This is a genomic window from Streptomyces sp. GL_141 (genome assembly GCF_057834385.1).
Genome location: NZ_CM174402.1, coordinates 8387083 through 8404518, shown reverse-complemented (window position 1 = coordinate 8404518; position 17436 = coordinate 8387083). Strand labels below are relative to the sequence as shown.

Genomic DNA, 17436 nt, shown 5'->3' with positions numbered 1-17436 from the left:
GGAGGGCCGCTCTGGACTGGCCACCGGCGTGATCCCATACTTCTCCCGTGAGAACGACGGATAAGCAGCCCCGCACCAGTCCGCTGGTCCCCGACGCAGTGGCCCGGGAGATCGCCCGGCACGACTGGAACTCCATCGAATGCGGCTGCGGCCGTCCGGCGGGGCACCTCGGTCATCTCTCGGACACCTTGTGGAACGCGGCCGAGGGACACCCGGCCGCGTTCCGTGCTTTGGAGGGCCACGCCTTCCAGGGCGGCGTGCTGCGGCCGCCCGCCCCGGCGGTGTGCGGGGTCCTGATGGCCGTCTGGTCAGCCGGCCCGCCCCGGCAGTCGACGCGCGAGGGCCTGCTCTGGGCCCTGCTGCGCCTGCTCGGCGCCGAGGACGACGGCTCCTCGCACGAGGCCGGCCTGTACGGCCAGTGCGCCGCGCACATCCGCGCCTGCGCGCCCGGGCTGCGCGATACGGCGGCCCGGCGCCCGGGCTCCGAATCGGCCGCCTACGCGGAGGGGATCCTGAGCCTGCTCGACCTGACGGTCTAGGCCGTCTCTTGCTGTGGCGCGGCCCGGCTCCGTCAGACCCCCAGCGTCGCGACCAGGCAGGCCCGCAGGGTGGCCGGGGTGACCTCCGAGAGGGAGGGCGCGAAGGTGCGTACCGGCGACGCGGGGACCTCCAGCAGGGACGGGACCACCAGCACGGCGCAGCCGGCCGCTTCCGCCGAGGCCGCGCCGTCCGGGGAGTCCTCTACCGCCACGCAGCTCCACGGCTCGACGCCGAGGCGCTCGGCGGCGGCCCGGTAGGGGTCCGGGTGCGGCTTCGTCAGGGACGTGTCGTCGGCGGACAGCGTGAAGGCGAAGGGGACATGGGCCAGCGAGCCGCCCACCACGGAGTCCACGACCACCCGCGGCGAGGCGCTGACCAGGGCGAACGGCAGGCCTTCCGCCTCCAGGGCGGCCAGCAGCCGCTGCGCGCCCGGACGCATCGGTGCGCCCTCCTCGACGCGGCCGAAGAAGCTGTCGGTCAGGGCCCGTGCCACCTGCTGCGCGTCGCCCGCGCGGGCGACCCGTACGAGGTGGGCCGCTGTGTCCTCCACCGCCCGGCCGACCACCTCGGGCGCGTCGGCGTCGGTCAGTGCGTAACCGAGGTCCGCGGCGATCTCCACGGTGGTCTGCCACCACAGGACCTCGGTGTCGACGAGGGTGCCGTCCATGTCGAAGAGGACGGCGGCGAGTCCGGTCATAGGGCATCCCCTGTGTCTGAGGCCGATGTCGAGGCTGAGGCGGTCGCGGCGGCGGTGGTCGCGGCGACGACGAGGACGGGGCGTTCGGCCAGGCGCACGGCGGCCCGCGCGCCCGGTACGAGGGCTCCGGCCTCGCGCGAGGGCAGGTCGGCCTTGATCCGGATGCCGTCGGGCAGGTCCAGGTGGAGCCGGGTCACCGACCCGAAGAACGAGGCCGATACGACGGTGGCCGCGCCCTGGACGCCGTCCCCCGCCGCCGTCACCGTGATGTTCTCGGGGCGTACGAGGACCTCGACGTCCGGGGTCGAAGGCACCGGGCCGTCCACCGGCAGCCGGGAGCCGGCCACTTCCACCGTCCCGGAGCCGGACAGCCGTCCGGGCAGCCGGTTCATGGTGCCGACGAACTCGGCGACGAAGGGGGTCGCGGGCCGCTCGTACAGCTCGGCGGGGGCGGCGCACTGCTCCAGGCGGCCCGCGTTGAGCACGGCGACCCGGTCGGCCATGGACAACGCCTCCTCCTGGTCGTGCGTGACGAACACGGTGGTGATGCCCAGGGAGAGCTGGAGCCGGCGGATCTCCTCGCGCAGTCCGGACCGCACCTTGGCGTCGAGCGCGGAGAGCGGCTCGTCCAGCAGCAGGACGCGGGGGCGCAGGGCGAGCGCGCGGGCGAGCGCGACGCGCTGCTGCTGTCCGCCGGACATCTGGTGCGGGTACCGGTCGCCGTGGTCGGGCAGGCCGACCAGGTCGAGGAGTTCGGCGGCGCGCTCGCGGCGTGCGGCCGCGCCGACCTTGCGGACGCGCAGGCCGAAGGCCACGTTGTCGCGGGCGCTGAGGTTCGGGAAGAGGCTGTACGACTGGAACACCATTCCGGCGTCGCGGCGGTTGGCCGGGATGCGCGTGATGTCCTGTCCGTCGAGGAGGACTTCGCCGGAGTCGGGCTGTTCGAAGCCGGCGACGACGCGCAGCGCGGTGGTCTTTCCGCAGCCGGACGGGCCGAGCAGGGCGACGAGTTCGCCGGGCTCGATGGTGAGGTCGAGTCCGTCGAGGGCGACGGTGGAGCCGAACGCCCGGCGCAGGCCACGGAATTCGACGCGCGCGCCGCCGGGGGCCGCTTCGCCGTCCGCGGACTTCCTGGCCTCGGGAAGGGTGAGGGACATGCGGGTCAGGACTCCTTGCCGGAGGTGCGGGAGGTACGGGAGTGACGCGAGGTCCCGGGAGACACGGTAGCGGGGGCGGTGCCGGCCCGGGAGAGGAGGAGCAGCAACAACCAGGTGATGAGGAGGCTGAGCACGGAGACGGCCACCGACATCCGGGCGTGCGCTCCGGAGATCGACACGATCCACACGGCGAAGGGCTGGAAGCCGAGCAGCGAGGCGATGGTGAACTCGCCGAGCACCAGGGCCAGCGTGAGGAAGCCGGCTCCGGCGAGGGCGGCCCGCAGGTTCGGCAGGATCACGCGCAGGACCACGTACGGCCAGCTCGCGCCGCAGCTGCGGGCGGCTTCGACCAGGGTCGGGACGTCGACGGCACGCAGACCCGCGTCGAGGGAGCGGTAGACGAAGGGCAGTGCGAGCACGGTGTACGCGAGGACCAGGACGAGGGGGAAGTCCGGGTTCTGGACGGCGAGGAAGGTCTGGTAGAGCGGGGTCCTGGAGAGGTGTTCGGGACCCCAGCGCAGCACCGTGCTGATACCGGTGACCAGGGCGATCGGCGGCACCACCAGCGGCATCATGCACATCACCTCCACGACCGGGCGCAGCCTGGGCGAGCCGATGCGTACGGCGACCAGTGCGGGCACGGCGAGGAGCAGCGACGCGGCGATGGTCGCCGCGGCGAGGCCCAGCGAGAGCAGCAGGCTCCGGGTGAACCCTTCGGCGGAGAGCAGCTGGGTGTACGCCTCGAAGCTGATGCCCTGGCCGGGGACGTGCACGGTGAACACGAAGGAGGCGAGGAGCGGGAGGAGGAAGTACGCGCCGGCGAGCGCGAGCACCGCTCCGCGCCACACCCGGGGGCGGGGCCGGGAGCGGAACCCGCGCGCGGCCCGGGCGGCCCGGGGTTCCGCAACGGCCTTGTCGGGCGCGGCGGCCTGGGCGCTCGTAGCCGCCGGGGCGGCCTCGTCGTTCGGGGCGGGCGTCGGGGTCATCGCAGCCATCGGGCGCTCCGTCGCTGGAGGGGCAGGTAGACCGCCATGACCAGGCCGGCGATCACGATCATGTCGAGGCCGAGGGCCAGGGCCACGTTCTCCTGGCCGGTCAGCACGTTCCCGGACAGGGCGTCCGCGATCTTGAGCGTGACCAGCGGGACGGAGCCGCCGACGAGGGCGGCGGCCGTGGCGTGCGCGGCGAAGGCCGTGCCGAAGAGCAGCACGAACCCGCCGAGCAGGGAGGGTGCGAGGACGGGCAGGCCGACGTGGCGCCAGAACTGCCATCCGCTCGCCCCGTTGTTCTGGGCGGCCTCGCGCCACTGCGGGCGCAGTCCGTCCAGCGCGGGGACGGTCACCAGCACCATGAGCGGGGTCAGGAAGTAGAGGTAGACCACGGTGAGGCCGGTGAAGGAGTAGAGGTTCCAGCCGAGGCCCGTCAGGTCGGCGAGCTGGGTGACGACCCCGGAGATCCCGACGGTGGCGATGAACGCGAAGGCGAGCGGGACCCCGCCGAAGTTGGCGAGGACGCCCGAGGCGGTCAGCGTCGCTCCGCGCAGGGCGCGGGAGGGGGAGGTGACGACGGCCTGCGCGATGAGGACGCCGAGCACCCCGGCCACGAGTGCGGTGAGGCCGGAGAGCTGGACGCTGCCGATGAGCGAGCCGAGGTAGGGCCCCTGGAGGGAGCGGACCAGGTGCTCGCCGGTCGCTTCGGTGGCGCCGCTCACCGGGTCCGTACGGGTGACCGCGCCGAAGGCGATGGCGCCCAGCGGGACGCCGAAGCACAGTCCGGTGAAGACGAGGAGCGGGAGGGCGGCGAGCCAGGTGCGCGGGCCGCGCCGCCGGCGGCGGGTGGCACGGCCGCCGGCGGTCCCCGTCGGATGGGGGGTGGTGGTGGAGGCGGACATCAGCTGAGGGCCTTGTCCCACTTCTCGGCGAGGGTGGCCTTGGCCTTGTCCAGCTCGGTGGAGGCCGGGAAGGTCGGGGTGCCCTGGACCTGCGGGAGCTTGGTGACGGCTTCCTTGTCGACGGTGCCGGCCTGGGTCATGGCGGGCAGCAGCACGGGACGGGCGAAGCCCTTGAGCCACAGGTTCTGGCCCTCGGTGCTGTACAGGAACTCCATCCACAGGCGGGAGGCCGCCGGGTGGGGGGCGTCCTTGTTGATGGCCTGGGAGTAGTACTGGGCGTAGACGCCGTCGGTGGGGATGGCCACCTTCCAGTCGACGCCCTTGCCCTTGAACTGCTCGGCGTAGCCGGCGTTCAGGTAGTCCCAGTCGATCGAGATGGGGGTCTCGCCCTTCTCGACGGTGGCCGGGGTGGACTCGACGGGGATGAAGTTCCCGCTCTTCTTCAGCCGGCCGAAGAAGTCGATGCCGGGCTGGATGTCCGCGAAGGAGCCCTTGTTGGCGAGGGCCGCCGCGTAGACGCCGCCGAAGGCGGAGCCGGACTTGGTCGGGTTGCCGTTGAGGGCGACCTTGCCCTTGTACTCGGGCTTGGCCAGGTCGGCGAAGGACTGCGGGCAGTTCGGGATGCGGGCGGCGTCGCAGCCGATGGAGACGTAGCCGCCGTAGTCGTTGTACCAGCGGGCGTCCGCGTCCTTCTGGGCGGCGGGGATCTGGTCCCAGGCGGTGACCTTGTACGGGGCGAAGAGGTTCTCGGCGGCGCCGCTGCGGGCGAAGGCGATGCCGAGGTCCAGGACGTCGGGGGCGCGGGTCTGGCCCTTGCGGGACTTGACGGCGGCGATCTCGTCGGCGCTGGAGGCGTCCGGGTTCTCGGCGTTGATCTTGATCTTGGGGTACTTGGCCGCGAAGGCCTTCTGGATCTCGCCGTAGTTCGCCCAGTCGGCGGGCAGCGCGATGACGTTGAGCTCCCCCTCCTTCTCGGCGGCCGCGACGAGGCCCTCCAGGCCGCCGAAGTCGGCGACCGAGGTGGCGGTGCCGGGCTGGGTCTTGTTCTTGCCGTCACCACCGGCGGAGCCGGCGGTGTTGTCGGGTGCGGCGCCGCACGCGCTGAGCGTGGTGAGCACGGCGGCACTGAGCAGAACGGCCGCACCGCGACGGGCGGAGGAACTGAGCACGGTCTCTCCCGGAGACGAAAACGCATGAAGAACGCGTGGAGGAGGAAGCTTGGAGGGGGAAGCTTGGAGGAGCGTTCACTTGTCTGAACAAGTTGGCTCCAGTTCGCCCTGGGTCGCTGTACGGACGGTGAACGGCGTCTGTCGTACGGAGCACGTCTCGACGAAGACCGGAGACTGGCCGGATACAGACGTGACGGACGACCCTCAAGATGATCTTCGGGCCCGGTACGGCCTAGGCTTGAGGGCGGGCGCGACAGGCACCGGGCGGCAGAGCCGGTGCACATCCACACGAGGGGGAACAGGACAGCATGGCTACGGTGCGGTATCTGGAGATCGCCGAGGCGCTGCGCCGGTCGATCCTCTCCGGGCAGTACCCGGTGGGCGCCCAACTGCCCTCGGAGAGCGATCTGGCGGCGCGCTGGTCGGCCTCCCGCGGGACCGTCCGACAGGCCGTGGCGACGCTCGCCGCCGAGGGGCTGATCGGTTCCCGGCAGGGGGCCCGCAGGATCGTCCTGCGCCACGAGCGCAAGCACAGCTTCGGCGAGCTCAACAGCTTCGCCCAGTGGGCCGAGGGGGTCGGCCACCAGGCCGCGAGCCGCTTCCTGTCACGCACCCGCCGCCCGGCCACCACCGAGGAGGCGGACCGGCTGGCCCTGCCGCCCGGCACGGAGATCCTCGCCGTACTACGGCTCCGGCTGCTCGACGGGGAGCCGACGATGGTCGAACGGACGGCCTACGCCGACTGGGTGGCGGCGGCGGTCGAGGCGATGCCCGAGGACTGCCGCTCGGTGATGGACGGGCTGGCGAACGACTCCGGCATCGTCGCCCACTACGGCGAGCACCTCATCGACGCCCTTCCCGCCGGCAGCGAGGACGCCCGACTGCTGGAAATCCGCCGCGGGAGCCCGCTTTTGCGCCAGCGGCACGTCTCCGCGACCCGCACGGGCCGCCCCATCGAGTGGTCCGACGACCGCTACCGGGCGGGCAGCGTCACCTTCAGTGTGAACAACTCGGCAGTAGCAACTCCGTTGGAGCGCCGGGCCGGGGACCGCTAGGGGGTGGGTGTCGGTGGCGACCACGACGAAGTCCTCGACCCCGGCGCCGTGCCGCGCCGCGCCGAGGAGGACGCAAATACGTCGACAGCACCCGTCGGCACCCGGCAGAGTGGCCGCCCGTGACGAGCAGTGAACTGTGGACCCGTGAGACCGCCGACCGCTACGACGCCGAGGAGACCGAGACGTCCTCGGCCGCCGTTCTCGGACCGACCCTCGCCTTCCTCGCCGGGCTCGCCGGAGACGGCCGGGCGCTGGAGTTCGCCATCGGGACCGGACGGGTGGGCGTCCCGCTCCGGGAACGCGGCGTGCCGGTCGTGGGCATCGAACTGTCCGAGCACATGGCAGCGGTCCTGCGGCGCAAGATCGACGAGGACACGCTCCCGGTGACCATCGGGGACATGGCCACCACCGTCGTCCCGGGCGGGTTCACCCTGGTCTATCTCGTCTACAACACCATCACGAACCTGCTCACACAGGACGAGCAGGTCGAGTGCTTCCGCAACGCCGCACGTCATCTGGAGCCCGGCGGCCGGTTCGTCATCGAGCTGGGCGTGCCGCCCCTGCGGTTGCTGCCGCCCGGCCAGGTCGCGGTGCCGTTCGACGTCTCCGAGCGGCATCTCGGCTTCGACACCTTCGACCTGGTCGAGCAGGTGCTCGTCTCGCACCACTTCACCCGCGACGGCGGCGACGGCCGTTACCGCCGCGAGGACTCCCGGCACCGCTACGCCTGGCCGGCCGAGCTCGACCTGATGGCACGGATCGCCGGGCTCGAGCTGGAACGTCGCGTCGCGGACTGGGACGGGGCGCCGTTCACCCAGGACTCCGCGAAGCACATCTCCGTGTGGCGCAAGCCGGCCTGAGGACGGCGGCGCTCTCCCCGATGGCCTCCGGGAGCCAGTCCGCGAGCCGACCGAAGCGGAAGCCGAGCGCCGCGGCCCGGCCGTTGTCCATCGCGTAGGCGCGGTCGAAGGAGAACGGCGAGGCCTCGGAGCCGGCCGCGACGGTCCGCAGGCGCGGCGCCCGCCCGACCCGTTCGCCGACGGCTCCGGACAGCCCGAGCACGTCCAGTTCCCCGTGCGAGGCGGCGTTCACCGGCCCCGTGAAGTCCCGCTGCCCGGCCCAGCGGAGGAACCGGGCGATCTCGTGGTGGTGGATGAAGGAGGTGGGGTACGGGGCTGCGTGCACCGCCACCGGGATCCCGGCGCCGATCCGCTCCACGTAGTGCGCGAGGCGGCCGGTGAACTCCGCCCGGCCGCCGCCGAGTACGTGCGCGGTGCGCACCGCGACGTACCCGAAGGCGGGCTCCGCCCCGAGGACGGCCTCGGCCCGCCTCTTGCCCTCGGCGTAGGCACGCGCTTCAGGGGTGGGCGGCGCGGGGTCGTGGACCTCCATGGTCGAGGTCATCACGTACCGCCCGGTGCGTCCGGCGAAGACGCGGCGGGCGGTCTCCGCCTGCCGGGGCGTGTAGCAGACCTGGTCGAAGACCACGTCGAAAGTGCGCTCCCCCAGCGCCGCCCGCAGCCCCGCCTCGTCCTCCCGGTCGGCGATCAGGTGGCCGACGCCCCGGGGCGGGGCGGCGGAGCCCCGGTTGAGCACGGTCACCTCGTTCCCGGCGTCCCGCTCCAGGGTGACCAGGTGTTTTCCGAAGTATCGGCTTCCGCCGATGACGAGGATCTTCTTCATGTCCGGGACTCTGCCGGGGTACCGTCCCCAGCGGAACTACCGGAATGCTGTACGCGTCGTAAGGGAAACTGATGATCGATGTGCAGCGGCTGCGCATCCTGCGGGCCGTGGCCGAGCACGGAAGCTTCAACAAGGCCGCCGGGGCGCTGCGCCTGACGCCCTCGGCCGTCTCCCAGCACATCGCGGCCCTGGAGCGCGGCCTCGGTCACCCCGTCGCCGTGCGCAGTACGCGCGGGATCACGCTCACCGAGCCGGGCCGGCTGCTGGTGGAGGCGGCGGAGGCGGTGTCGGCCGAGCTCGACCGGGTGCGCCACGAGATCGACCGGATCACCGCCGAGCGGCCCCGGCTGACGGTCGCCACCTTCGTCAGCGGCGGCCGCAGGCTGCTGCCGGGCGCGCTCGCCGGGTTCGTGGCCGCGCATCCGGAGGTGGAGCTGACGGTCCTGGAGGCCGAGCCGGAGGAGGCGGTGCCCCTGGTGGCTTCGGGCGCCGCCGATCTGGCGCTGACGTACCACTTCGACGGCCCGCTGCCGCTCCGGCCGGGGGCCGCGCTCGACTGGCTCCCGCTGATGGAGGACCCACTGGCGCTGGTCCTGCCCCCGGGGCACCGCTTCGCGGGGCGCGGTGCGGTCGCCCCGGCCGAACTCGCCTCCGACCGCTGGGTACTGGGCTGCCTCAAGACGGAGGCCTACCTGCGCCGGTACGCGGAGCGGTCCGGTTTCGACCTCAAGGTGGCGGCTTCCACCACGGACTACTTCTTCGCACGCTCCCTGGTCGAGGCGGGAGTCGGCGTCGCCCTGATCCCCCAGGTCGCACTGCCCCCGGGGGACGGGGACGGGACCGGGGACGGCGATGTGGCCGGGGATGTCGGCGGGAAGGCGGACGGGAACCGGCACGAGCGCGGTCAGCGCGAGCGGGCGGGCCGGTGCGACGTCGCCGCCGCCGTCGCCGTCGCCGTCGTACCGGTCGAACCGCCCAGCCCCGCACGGCACATCGGCGTGCTGACGCTGCGCCGACGCCGTCCGCATCCCTACGCGACGGCCCTGGCCGAGGCCCTGGCCGCGGTGGTGCTGCCGTGATCCGGCTCCTGTGCGGCCTCGCCGCCAACCCGGCCCTGCCCGCCGATCTCCTCGACCGGCTGACCGAACTTGCGGGCCGCGTCCACGATCCTGACGAGGACCTCGCCTGCGCACTGGCCGGGCGCACCGATCTCACAGACCGCCAGGTCCGGACTCTGGCCGCCGGCGACCAGGCCGCGATCCTGCTCGCGCACGCCGGGCTGCTGGACCCCGCCGGCGTGGACCCGCTCGACCGGCCGTCGGTGGCCCTGGCCCTGCTCGACGAGGGCGCCGGACCGCCCGAGTGGGCCCGGGCCCTCGCCGCGCACCCCGACCCGGAGACCCGTGGGCGGCTCGCCTCCCTTCCCGGGCTACCGCTCGACGTACGGGAGAGCCTCGCGGCGGATCCGGACGTGTCGGTGGTGGCCGAGCTCGGCATCCGGACCACCGATCCGGCCCTCGCCGGCCGCCTCGCGGCGCATCCGCACGCCGAGGTCCGGATGGCGGCCGCGATCAACGAGGCGGTTCCGCCGGCCGCGCTGGCGGCGCTGATCACCGGGGAGGGGCTCGCTCCGGCCCTGGCGTGCCTGGTCTGCGACCGTGAGGAGATTCCGTTCACCCACGATCCCCACTGCCCGCGCACGGACTGCGAACTGCGCGGCGGAGCCGCCTGCGCGGGCGGCCACGAGTCCACCGTGCACGACACGCTCCAGCGGGCCGTGCACAACCCGGCCACTCCCTCCGGGGCCGCGGCGTCCCTGGCCGGACACCCCTCGATGATCGTCCGCTGGTCGCTGGCCGAACGGACCGACCTGTCACAGGAGTTGTACGCGCAGCTGGCCGCTGATCCGATCCCGGGCGTCCGGCACGAGGCCGCCGGGAACCCGGCGCTCGACGGGCCGCTGATCCGCACGCTGGCCGCGAACGCGCATGCCGGCCGGCATGCGCACGGACGCCTCCTCCGTCTCCTGGCCCGGCTTCCGGGCATTCCGCTCGACGTGCTCGCGGACCTGGCGCGGTCGGTCCGGCTCGGCCCGGAGCCGGTGCCGCGGCTCGCCGCCGCCACCGGGCCGGAGCTCGCCGGGCTGGCCGCCTCCCCGCACCCGGCGGTACGCGCGCTGGCGGCCCGCGGCCGGGGCCTTCCGGCTGCGGTGCGCGATGCCCTGGCCGACGATCCGGACGCGGCCGTCGTCGCATGCGTCGCCGCGCACCCCGGCCTGTCCGAGGACCGGCTGCGCGCGATGGTCGCGCGGCACGGCGTACGGGTCCTCGCGCAGGTGGCCGCCAACCCGGACGCGCCACCCGCCCTGCTGGCGGAACTGGCCCGGCACGACCCGCCCGTACGGCGGGCCTTCCGCGCGATCGCGGTGCACCCGCGCGCGACGGAGCCGGCGCTGCTGGCGTGCCTGGCGGAACCCAGGGCCCGCGCCGACGCCGCACGGCACCCCGCCCTGTCCGCACCGGTCCTCGTGGGGCTGCTGGGGGGCGAGCGTCCGGACACGGAATCGGACACCGCCGAGGCGGCGGCGGCCAACCCCTCGCTCCCGCGGGCGGCGATGGAGGAGCTGCTCGATCGTGCGGGTCGGAGCAGCTGACCGGGCCGCCGCTCCCGGACCGGTCAGGGCGCGGCGGTCAGGGCGCGGCGGTCAGTGAGCCCACCAGCGGGGTGGGCTGCTCGCCCTTCGTGATGATGACGGGGATGCCCCCGGTGGCCTTCTCCAGGCGCGCCTTGAACTCCGGCGACGCCGCGCCCTCCGCCGTGGAGGTGACCTCGACCGCCGCGCCGTGGCCGCCGGAGACGGTGTAGATCGGGAAGCCGGCGTCCAGGTCGATGAGCTTGTTTCCGGCGGCCCGGAGGGTGCGGTGCGCGTACCGGCTCAGGTACAGGTCGGCCCGGGCCGGGTCCGCTTCGGGATCGGCCGCGTGCGCGGCCTCCACCAGGAGCCGGCCGCGGGCGAGGTCGGTGACGCACAGGGCGACCCGGCCCGCCGGGTGGTCGACGATCTGGGTGGAGTAGACGTCGGCGAAGGCGCCGTAGCCCTGGGCCCCGATGGCCTGCGAGAGCCGCGTGCCCTCGGGGGTGTTGGCGGCCGTGCCGTCGATCACCACCGGCGGCGACTGCGGTGCGGCGGGGTCGAGCACGGGGCAGGCCTGGTCCGTCCGGGGTGGGGCGGCCACCGCGCCGGGTGCGACCGGATCGGCCACGGACGACTCGGCCGGCACCTTTCCGCAGCCGGTGAGCAGCGCGAAGGCCACGCCCACGGCCACCGCTGCGGCGGCGGCGTTGCCCTTCACGTTCGCGTTCGCGACACGCAGGTGTCTCCGGGTGGTTCGACGCACCATCAGCTCCCCCTCGTTCTCCGTTGCCGGATCGGCACAGCTGTGACGTGTGGCCGGCTCCGCCGGTTCCCCCTGGCGCCGCGGCCCACAGCGGGGCGGCCCGGTGTGTGCCCGGCCGCCATGGTCAGGGCGGGCCGGCGGTTCCTAGGGTCGGTCGGGCGGGCCCGGCCGCGCGCCGGCCCGTTCGGGTGGCCGGCGGCCCGGGGCCGGGCGACGGAGGGTGTGCGATGGGGCTGGACAAGGAGGTCGCGAGCGCGGCCGGGGCAGTGGCGGACATCCCCGCCGGAGCCTCGCTCGCGGTGGGCGGCTTCGGCTTGTGCGGGGTGCCGGGCGTGCTGATCGGCGCGCTGCTGGAACGCGCGGAGGTGCACGGCCTGGAGGTGGTGTCGAACAACTGCGGGGTGGACGACTGGGGTCTGGGACTGCTGCTGCGCGAGGGCAGGATCGCCCGGATGACCAGCTCGTACGTGGGCGAGAACAAGGAGTTCGCCCGGCAGTACCTGAGCGGCGAACTGGAGGTGGAGCTGGTTCCGCAGGGCACGCTGGCCGAACGGCTGCGGGCCGGTGGCGCGGGCATCCCGGCGTTCTACACTCCGGCCGGGGCCGGTACGCAGGTAGCGGAGGGCGGCCTGCCGTGGCGCTACCGCGCCGACGGCGGTGTGGCCGTGGCCTCGCCGCCCAAGGAGCTGCGCAGCTGGGGCGGCCGCGAGTACCTCCTGGAGGAGGGCATCACCACCGATTTCGCCCTGGTGCGGGCGGCGGCCGGGGACCGGCACGGCAATCTCGTGTTCCATTCCTCGGCGCGGAATTTCAATCCCCTCGCCGCCATGGCGGGGCGCATCACCATCGCCGAGGTGGAGGAACTGGTGGAGCCGGGAGAGCTGGACCCGGACTCCGTCCACCTGCCGGGCGTCTTCGTCCAGCGCGTGGTCCTCGTGCGTCCCGGTGATCCGGCGGCGGAGCGGCGCGTCGAGCGCCGCACGGTCCGGACGGCCCTCCTCCTCGAACAGCAAGGCGGCATGTGACATGGCTCTGACGCGCGAGCAGATGGCGGCCCGCGCCGCCCGCGAGCTGACGGACGGTACGTACGTGAACCTGGGCATCGGGCTGCCGACCCTCGTCCCCGGCCACGTGCCGCCGGGGGTCGAGGTGGTGCTCCAGTCGGAGAACGGCATCCTCGGCGTGGGCCCGTACCCGCTCCCCGGCGGAGTGGACCCGGACCTGATCAACGCGGGCAAGGAGACGGTCACGGTCCGGCCGGGGGCTTCGTTCTTCGACTCCGCGCTGTCCTTCGGCATGATCCGCGGCGGGCACGTGGACGCGGCCGTGCTGGGCGCCATGCAGGTGTCGGCCGCGGGCGACCTGGCCAACTGGACGATCCCGGGCAAGATGGTCAAGGGGATGGGCGGCGCGATGGACCTGGTGCACGGCGCGCGCCGCGTGATCGTGCTGATGGAGCACACCGCCAAGGACGGCACGCCGAAGCTCGTGGAGCGGTGCTCGCTGCCGCTGACCGGGCGGGGCGTCGTCCACCGGGTGATCACCGACCTCGCGGTCCTCGACATCACCCCGGAGGGATTCCTGCTCCGCGAACTGGCTCCCGGGGTCTCGCTGGACGAGGTCCGCACGGCGACGGACGCGGAGCTGTCGGTGGCAGAGCCGGCGGTGCCGGCAGTGCCGGCCTAGCAGCAGGCGGGAGCCCGGCGCAACCCTTGCGGACCGGTCAAGCGGGGGCCTGACTATGGCGCTCCGCGCCATGCCGCAGCGGGCGGGGCCGCTCTTACGGTGGCGGGCACCGCGGGCCCCGGACGACGGGCCCGCGTCCCGCCCGCCGCCTCAGGGAGCCGCCATGTCCTTGCGCAACAGATCGTCCGACAACCGCCCCACCGGCCGACGCCGACCGCCCGGGCGCTCGTACGGGCAGATGTACGGGCAGGTGTACGGGCGCTCGTACGGGCCGTCGTTCGGGCGGCCGTACGGGCGGCCGCGCCGGGCCCTCGTGCGACTGCTCGCGCTCGTGCTGCTGGTCGTGGGGGGAGTCGTGGCCGGGCCCGTCTCCCCCGCCCGCGCGGCCGTCGCGCTGCAGCGGGTCACCGGCTTCGGGAGCAATCCTGGGCAGCTCACCATGTACGTGTACCGCCCGGTCTCCCTCCCGGCCGACCCGCCCGTGGTGATCGCCCTGCACGGCTGCACGCAGAACGCGCAGACCTACGCCGACCACTCCGGGCTGCCCGAACTCGCCGAGCGGAACGGGTTCCTGCTGGTCCTCGCGGAGACGACCTCCGCGAACAACCCCAACAAGTGCTTCAACTGGTTCCAGGCCGCGGACAACCGGCGCGGCCAGGGCGAGGCCGCGTCCGTCCGGCAGATGGCCGCTCACGCCGTCTCCGTCTACGCGGCCGACCCCGCCCGCACCTTCGTCACCGGTCTGTCGGCCGGCGGCGCCATGACCGCCGTGATGCTCGCGGCCTACCCGGACGTGTTCGCGGCCGGGGCGGTGATCGCCGGGCTGCCCTACGACTGCGCCAAGGGGAGCGGCCCGTACACGTGCATGAACCCCGGAGTGGACAAGTCCCCGGCGGCCTGGGCCCAGTTGGTCCGCGACGCGCATCCGGCGTGGTCCGGCCCCTGGCCCCGCGTGGCGATCTGGCAGGGCGACGCGGACACCACCGTCGTTCCCCGCAACGCCGATGAACTGCGCGACCAGTGGACGGCGTTGCACGGGCTCGCACAGACCCCCACCCGCAGCTCCGCCATCGGACCCGACGCGACCCGCCAGGAGGAGTACCTGGCCGCCGACGGCACGGTGGCCGTCGAGGTGGACCGGGTCCCGGGCATCGGGCACGGCACCCCGGTCGATCCGGGCTCCGGTCCCGGGCAGTGCGGGCACACGGGGGCGGCGTACTTCCTCGCCTCGATCTGTTCCGCCCACTGGATCGCGAAGTTCTTCGGTCTGGACGGCTCCGGCCCCGGACCCGGACCCGGCACCCTGCCCACGCCCTCCGGTCTGACCGCCTCCGCCGTCGGGGACACCAGCGTCACCCTCACCTGGGACCCGGTACCGGGCGCCGCCGACTACGCCGTCCACCGGGACGGGATCCAGGTCGCCACCCCGGCCGGACCCCCGTACACCGACGGCGGCCTCGCCCCCGGTACGGGGCACACGTGGACCGTGGCGGCCCGCGACGGCGCGGGAGCGGCCGGGGCCCGTTCGGCGCCGGTCACGGCGAGCACGACCGGCGCGCCCGCCGCGTGCTGGAAGGCGAACAACTACCAGCAGGTACAGGCGGGTCGGGCCACGACCGCCGGCGGCTACGCCTACGCCAAGGGCTCGGGCCAGAACCTGGGCCTCTACAACCTCTACGTCACGCACACGCTGAAGGAGGCCCCCGCCGGCTACTTCGTCATCGCCGACGCCGGCTGCCCCTGAACCACTGTCCGCTCCCCAACTCCCCCGCCCCGCACCGACGCGACCCCTGGAGCCTCCCCCATGCCACCGGCCATCCGTTCCGTCACCACCGCCGCCACCGCGGCCGTCGCCCTCCTGGCCTCGGCCCTGCTGGCGCTCCCCGCTCCCCCGGCCGCCGCCGACGGGGCCGCCGGGGCCGACGCGCACTGTGCCCGCCGCGCCCACCTCCGCGTACCGGGGGCCGAGCACCAACAGGCCGACTGTCTGGAGGAGTTGACGACCGCCGGCACCGCGGCCTCCGGGCACACCGATCCGGCCGACTGGGCCGGTCTCACCCCCAGGGACCTGACCGTGCCCACGGGCGTGCCGGGCATCCAGATCGACGGCTACTTCCCCGACACGGCCGCCCCGGCCGCCGTCCCCAACACCAACCACGGCTGGAACCACGACGCGCAGTTCGTCATCCGGCTGCCCGACCGCTGGAACGGCGGTCTCGTCGTCGCCGGCTCCCCGGGCGTGCGCGAGCAGTACGCCAACGACCGCGCCATCGGCGACTGGGTGCTCTCGCGCGGCTACGCCTTCGCCGCCACCGACAAGGGCAACACCGGAGCCGCCTTCCACCGCGACGGGCGGGCCCCCGGGGACGCCGTCGCCGAATGGAACACCCGGGTCACCGAGCTGACCCGGGCCGCCCGCGCGGTCGTGGCGCAGCGCTACCGCCGGGCCCCGGACCGCACCCTGGCCACGGGCATGTCCAACGGGGGCTACCTGGTGCGCTGGCAGCTGGAGAACCATCCGGAGCTGTACGACGGCGGGGTGGACTGGGAGGGCACCCTGTGGCGGGCCGACGGCCCCCACCTGCTCACCTTCCTGCCCCCGGCGCTGGCCGCCTACCCCGCCTACGCGGCCGGCGGCCCGGGAGCCGGGCCGGCGCACGAGGCGATGCTCGCCGCCGGTTTCCCGGCCGGCTCGGAGTTCCTGTGGCCCTTCCACCACAGCTACTACTGGGACCTCACCCAGCGGATCTACCGGGAGGAGTTCGATCCGGGCTTCGACGGTCCGGCCGAGGCCGGGACCCCTTTCTGCGCGCCCGGCACCCCGGCCTGTGACGCCGACTACGCCTACGCAGACCGGCCGGCGGAGGTCCGGCGCGCCGTCCGGCGGGTCGCGCTCACCGGCCGGATCGGCAAACCGCTGATCACCCTGCACGGCACCCTCGACGTCCTGCTCCCCATCTCCCGGGACTCCGACGTCTACGCCGAGATGGTCCGGCAGGCCGGCCGCGGGGACCTGATGCGCTACTACCGCATCGAGGGCGGCACCCACGTGGACTCGCTCGTCGACGCCTTCCCCGACCGGCTGCGCCCCCTGACCCCCTGCCATCGCGCCGCCTTCACCGCGCTGGAGGACTGGATCGGCCGCGGTGTGCGGCCTCCGCTCGGCCACACCGTCCCCCGGGATCCGTCGGCCACCCCGGCGACCCTGCTGACCAGCTGCCCGCTCGACACCTGAGGGCGCACCGGGCCCGCCCCGCACGCCGCGGGCCCGCATGGTGATCGTCTCCATACGGGCGGCTCCGGCTATGGGGTGCGACACCGTGGGCGCCGCCCACGGCCGTCCCTACGCTTCGGGCCATGACGAGCGAACATCCTTCCCCCACCGGCCCGCGGGGGCGCGTCGCCCTGGTGACGGGCGGCGGCAGCGGCATCGGCCGGGCGTGCGCGGTGGCCCTGGCCGAGGCCGGGGCCGTCGTGCACGTCGCCGATGTCGACGCGAAGGCGGCCGCCGCCGTCGCCGGCCTCGTCGGCGGGCACGCCCACGTCGTCGACCTGGCCGATCCCGCCGCCATCGGGCAGCTGCCCGCCGCCGTCGACATCCTGGTCAACAGCGCCGGGCTCCAGCACGTCGCCCCGATCACCGAGTTCCCGCCCGAGCGCTTCGCCCTGATCCAGCAGGTGATGGTCACCGCGCCTTTCCTGCTGCTGCGCCACGTGCTGCCGCACATGTACGCCGCCCGCTGGGGCCGGGTGGTCAACATCTCCAGCGTGCACGGGCTGCGCGCCAGCGCCTACAAATCGGCCTACGTGGCGGCCAAGCACGCCCTGGAGGGGCTGAGCAAGGTCACCGCGATCGAGGGGGCCCCGTACGGGGTGACCAGCAACTGCATCAGCCCCGGCTACGTCCGCACCCCCCTGGTCGAGGGGCAGATCCTGGACCAGGCCGCCGCGCACGGCATCCCCGCCGCGGACGTCCTCTCCGAGGTGCTGCTGACCCGGTCGCCGATCAAGCGGCTCATCGAGCCCGAGGAGGTCGCCGCGGCCGCCCTCTGGCTCTGCGGTCCGCACACCGGGTACGTGACGGGCACCTCGCTCCCCCTGGACGGCGGCTGGAGCGCCAACTGACCCCGTCCGGGTGACAGCCCGTGCGCCGCGCCACC

At 74.0% G+C, this 17436-nt stretch carries 17 protein-coding genes; 10 read left to right on the top strand and 7 right to left on the bottom strand.

Annotated features, from left to right (window positions below; genetic code table 11):
* Positions 1–47: 47 nt before the first annotated feature.
* Entirely contained in the window at positions 48–539 is a 492-nt protein-coding gene (locus AC3IX6_RS37320) for a hypothetical protein (RefSeq protein ID WP_489367739.1), read from the top strand.
* 32 nt (positions 540–571) lie between these two features.
* Here AC3IX6_RS37320 and AC3IX6_RS37315 read toward each other — a convergent pair whose 3' ends face one another.
* The 5 genes from AC3IX6_RS37315 to AC3IX6_RS37295 are packed head-to-tail and all read right to left on the bottom strand — an operon-like array spanning position 572 to position 5454.
* Positions 572–1237: an HAD family hydrolase gene (locus tag AC3IX6_RS37315; protein ID WP_489367738.1), complete on the bottom strand. Its 666-nt coding sequence runs from the start codon at positions 1235–1237 to the stop codon at positions 572–574.
* Complete coding sequence (locus tag AC3IX6_RS37310; protein WP_489367737.1) at positions 1234–2394, bottom strand: ABC transporter ATP-binding protein; 1161 nt, start codon at positions 2392–2394, stop codon at positions 1234–1236. Before AC3IX6_RS37310 ends, AC3IX6_RS37315 begins: the two co-directional genes overlap by 4 nt.
* Positions 2395–2399: 5 nt before the next feature.
* Complete coding sequence (locus tag AC3IX6_RS37305) at positions 2400–3389, bottom strand: ABC transporter permease (protein ID WP_489367735.1); 990 nt, start codon at positions 3387–3389, stop codon at positions 2400–2402.
* The gene (locus AC3IX6_RS37300; protein WP_489367734.1) at positions 3377–4285 is read right to left on the bottom strand and encodes an ABC transporter permease; all 909 of its coding nucleotides are present in this window, start codon (positions 4283–4285) and stop codon (positions 3377–3379) included. Before AC3IX6_RS37300 ends, AC3IX6_RS37305 begins: the two co-directional genes overlap by 13 nt.
* On the bottom strand, positions 4285–5454 hold the full coding sequence (locus tag AC3IX6_RS37295) for an ABC transporter substrate-binding protein (protein ID WP_489367733.1): 1170 nt from the start codon (positions 5452–5454) through the stop codon (positions 4285–4287). The genes AC3IX6_RS37300 and AC3IX6_RS37295 overlap by 1 nt, the downstream gene beginning before the upstream one ends.
* A gap of 308 nt (positions 5455–5762) precedes the next feature.
* On the opposite strand from AC3IX6_RS37295, the gene AC3IX6_RS37290 reads away from it, so the two are divergent.
* The gene (locus AC3IX6_RS37290; protein WP_489367732.1) at positions 5763–6509 is read left to right on the top strand and encodes a GntR family transcriptional regulator; all 747 of its coding nucleotides are present in this window, start codon (positions 5763–5765) and stop codon (positions 6507–6509) included.
* 119 nt (positions 6510–6628) lie between these two features.
* Positions 6629–7369, top strand: coding sequence for a class I SAM-dependent DNA methyltransferase (locus AC3IX6_RS37285; protein WP_489367731.1), 741 nt, complete (start codon positions 6629–6631; stop codon positions 7367–7369).
* On the opposite strand, the gene AC3IX6_RS37280 is transcribed toward AC3IX6_RS37285, so the two are convergent.
* Entirely contained in the window at positions 7320–8192 is an 873-nt protein-coding gene (locus tag AC3IX6_RS37280) for a Rossmann-fold NAD(P)-binding domain-containing protein (protein WP_489367730.1), read from the bottom strand. The genes AC3IX6_RS37285 and AC3IX6_RS37280 overlap by 50 nt on opposite strands.
* Positions 8193–8263: 71 nt before the next feature.
* Between AC3IX6_RS37280 and AC3IX6_RS37275 the strand changes: the two genes are divergently transcribed.
* Together AC3IX6_RS37275 and AC3IX6_RS37270 are read left to right on the top strand one after the other, a co-directional pair.
* Positions 8264–9271 carry a LysR family transcriptional regulator gene (locus tag AC3IX6_RS37275; RefSeq protein WP_489367729.1) on the top strand — a complete coding sequence of 336 codons (1008 nt, stop codon included), beginning with the start codon at positions 8264–8266 and terminating at the stop codon, positions 9269–9271.
* Entirely contained in the window at positions 9268–10845 is a 1578-nt protein-coding gene (locus AC3IX6_RS37270) for a hypothetical protein (RefSeq protein WP_489367728.1), read from the top strand. The genes AC3IX6_RS37275 and AC3IX6_RS37270 overlap by 4 nt, the downstream gene beginning before the upstream one ends.
* A 37-nt stretch (positions 10846–10882) precedes the next feature.
* Here AC3IX6_RS37270 and AC3IX6_RS37265 read toward each other — a convergent pair whose 3' ends face one another.
* Positions 10883–11593, bottom strand: a complete 711-nt coding sequence (locus tag AC3IX6_RS37265; protein WP_489367727.1) for a hypothetical protein — start codon at positions 11591–11593, stop codon at positions 10883–10885.
* A gap of 224 nt (positions 11594–11817) precedes the next feature.
* Between AC3IX6_RS37265 and AC3IX6_RS37260 the strand changes: the two genes are divergently transcribed.
* From AC3IX6_RS37260 to AC3IX6_RS37240, 5 genes are all read left to right on the top strand, one after another.
* The gene (locus tag AC3IX6_RS37260; protein WP_489367726.1) at positions 11818–12615 is read left to right on the top strand and encodes a CoA transferase subunit A; all 798 of its coding nucleotides are present in this window, start codon (positions 11818–11820) and stop codon (positions 12613–12615) included.
* Position 12616: 1 nt separating this feature from the next.
* Positions 12617–13276 carry a CoA transferase subunit B gene (locus AC3IX6_RS37255; protein WP_489367725.1) on the top strand — a complete coding sequence of 220 codons (660 nt, stop codon included), beginning with the start codon at positions 12617–12619 and terminating at the stop codon, positions 13274–13276.
* 163 nt (positions 13277–13439) lie between these two features.
* Entirely contained in the window at positions 13440–15020 is a 1581-nt protein-coding gene (locus tag AC3IX6_RS37250; protein ID WP_489367724.1) for an extracellular catalytic domain type 1 short-chain-length polyhydroxyalkanoate depolymerase, read from the top strand.
* Positions 15021–15080: 60 nt separating this feature from the next.
* The gene (locus AC3IX6_RS37245) at positions 15081–16511 is read left to right on the top strand and encodes a 3-hydroxybutyrate oligomer hydrolase family protein (RefSeq protein ID WP_489367723.1); all 1431 of its coding nucleotides are present in this window, start codon (positions 15081–15083) and stop codon (positions 16509–16511) included.
* Between the two features lie 122 nt (positions 16512–16633).
* Positions 16634–17401 (top strand): 3-hydroxybutyrate dehydrogenase, encoded by a 768-nt coding sequence (locus AC3IX6_RS37240; RefSeq protein ID WP_489367722.1) that lies wholly within the window; start codon positions 16634–16636, stop codon positions 17399–17401.
* The last annotated feature ends 35 nt before the right edge of the window (positions 17402–17436 follow it).